We start from the raw sequence: 2,736 nt of genomic DNA on the forward strand, positions 1-2,736 counted from the left end.
AGCGAGGCGAACCGGGAGAACTGAAACATCTAAGTACCCCGAGGAAAAGAAATCAACCGAGATTCCCTCAGTAGCGGCGAGCGAACGGGGATTAGCCCTTAAGCATCTTGGAAGTTAGTGGAACGGTCCTGGAAAGGCCGGCGATACAGGGTGATAGCCCCGTACACGAAAACAACCTTGATGTGAAATCGAGTAGGGCGGGACACGTGACATCCTGTCTGAATATGGGGGGACCATCCTCCAAGGCTAAATACTCCTGACTGACCGATAGTGAACCAGTACCGTGAGGGAAAGGCGAAAAGAACCCCTGTGAGGGGAGTGAAATAGAACCTGAAACCGTGTACGTACAAGCAGTGGGAGCCCTTCGGGGTGACTGCGTACCTTTTGTATAATGGGTCAGCGACTTACATTTTGTAGCGAGGTTAACCGTATAGGGGAGCCGTAGGGAAACCGAGTCTTAACTGGGCGTCTAGTTGCAAGGTGTAGACCCGAAACCGGGTGATCTAGCCATGGGCAGGTTGAAGGTTGAGTAACATCAACTGGAGGACCGAACCCACTAACGTTGCAAAGTTAGGGGATGACCTGTGGCTGGGGGTGAAAGGCCAATCAAACTCGGAGATAGCTGGTTCTCCCCGAAAGCTATTTAGGTAGCGCCTCGGACGAATACTACTGGGGGTAGAGCACTGTTTGGGCTAGGGGGTCATCCCGACTTACCAACCCCATGCAAACTCCGAATACCAGTAAGTACTATCCGGGAGACACACGGCGGGTGCTAACGTCCGTCGTGAAGAGGGAAACAACCCAGACCGCCGGCTAAGGTCCCAAAGTTCTGGTTAAGTGGGAAACGATGTGGGAAGGCTCAGACAGCTAGGATGTTGGCTTAGAAGCAGCCATCATTTAAAGAAAGCGTAATAGCTCACTAGTCGAGTCGGCCTGCGCGGAAGATGTAACGGGGCTCAAACCAGGCACCGAAGCCGCGGATTCACACTAAGTGTGAGTGGTAGGGGAGCGTTCTGTAAGTCTGCGAAGGTGTATCGAGAGGTATGCTGGAGATATCAGAAGTGCGAATGCTGACGTAAGTAACGATAAAGGGGGTGAAAAGCCTCCTCGCCGGAAGACCAAGGGTTCCTGTCCAACGTTAATCGGGGCAGGGTGAGTCGACCCCTAAGGTGAGGCCGAAAGGCGTAATCGATGGGAAGCAGGTTAATATTCCTGCACGACTTGTAATTGCGATGGGGGGACGGAGAAGGCTAGGTGGGCCAGGCGACGGTTGTCCTGGTGAAAGTGCGTAGGTGGTGTTTCTAGGCAAATCCGGAGACACAACACTGAGACACGAGACGAACGCACTACGGTGCGGAAGCCATTGATGCCCTGCTTCCAGGAAAAGCCTCTAAGCTTCAGATTACAAGTCATCGTACCCCAAACCGACACAGGTGGTCGGGTAGAGAATACCAAGGCGCTTGAGAGAACTCGGGTGAAGGAACTAGGCAAAATAGAACCGTAACTTCGGGAGAAGGTTCGCTCTTGATGGTGAAGTCCCTTGCGGATGGAGCTGTCGGGAGTCGCAGTGACCAGATGGCTGGGACTGTTTATCAAAAACACAGCACTCTGCAAACACGAAAGTGGACGTATAGGGTGTGACACCTGCCCGGTGCCGGAAGGTTAATTGATGGGGTTAGCGCAAGCGAAGCTCTTGATCGAAGCCCCGGTAAACGGCGGCCGTAACTATAACGGTCCTAAGGTAGCGAAATTCCTTGTCGGGTAAGTTCCGACCTGCACGAATGGTGTAACCATGGCCATGCTGTCTCCACCCGAGACTCAGTGAAATCGAATTCGCCGTGAAGATGCGGTGTACCCGCGGCTAGACGGAAAGACCCCGTGAACCTTTACTACAGCTTGGCACTGAACATTGAACCTACATGTGTAGGATAGGTGGGAGGCTTTGAAGGCGTGACGCCAGTTGCGCTGGAGCCGTCCTTGAAATACCACCCTTGTATGTTTGATGTTCTAACGCAGGGCCCTGAATCGGGCTCGCGGACAGTGCCTGGTGGGTAGTTTGACTGGGGCGGTCTCCTCCCAAAGAGTAACGGAGGAGCACGAAGGTTGGCTAATCCTGGTCGGACATCAGGAGGTTAGTGCAATGGCATAAGCCAGCTTAACTGCGAGACGGACAGGTCGAGCAGGTACGAAAGTAGGTCATAGTGATCCGGTGGTTCTGAATGGAAGGGCCATCGCTCAACGGATAAAAGGTACTCCGGGGATAACAGGCTGATACCGCCCAAGAGTTCATATCGACGGCGGTGTTTGGCACCTCGATGTCGGCTCATCACATCCTGGGGCTGAAGTCGGTCCCAAGGGTATGGCTGTTCGCCATTTAAAGTGGTACGCGAGCTGGGTTCAGAACGTCGTGAGACAGTTCGGTCCCTATCTGCCGTGGGCGTTGGATGATTGAAGGGAGTTGCTCCTAGTACGAGAGGACCGGAGTGAACGAACCTCTGGTGTTCGGGTTGTCACGCCAGTGGCACTGCCCGGTAGCTAAGTTCGGAATCGATAACCGCTGAAAGCATCTAAGCGGGAAGCGAGCCCTGAGATGAGTCATCCCTGACCCCTTGAGGGTCCTAAAGGGCCGTTGGAGACCACAACGTTGATAGGTGGGGTGTGTAAGCGTAGCGATACGTTGAGCTAACCCATACTAATTACCCGTGAGGCTTAACCATACAACACCCAAGAAGTGTT

1 rRNA gene is annotated in these 2,736 nt (G+C 53.5%); it reads left to right on the forward strand.

The features are described 5' to 3' along the window. Window positions 1-2,717 (forward strand): 23S ribosomal RNA (locus tag AB5Y59_RS00050); the annotation flags it as partial. Between the last annotated feature and the right edge of the window lie 19 nt (window positions 2,718-2,736).

The sequence above is a fragment of the Aeromonas sp. s10 genome, assembly GCF_040907975.1.
Taxonomy (GTDB): domain Bacteria; phylum Pseudomonadota; class Gammaproteobacteria; order Enterobacterales; family Aeromonadaceae; genus Aeromonas; species Aeromonas caviae.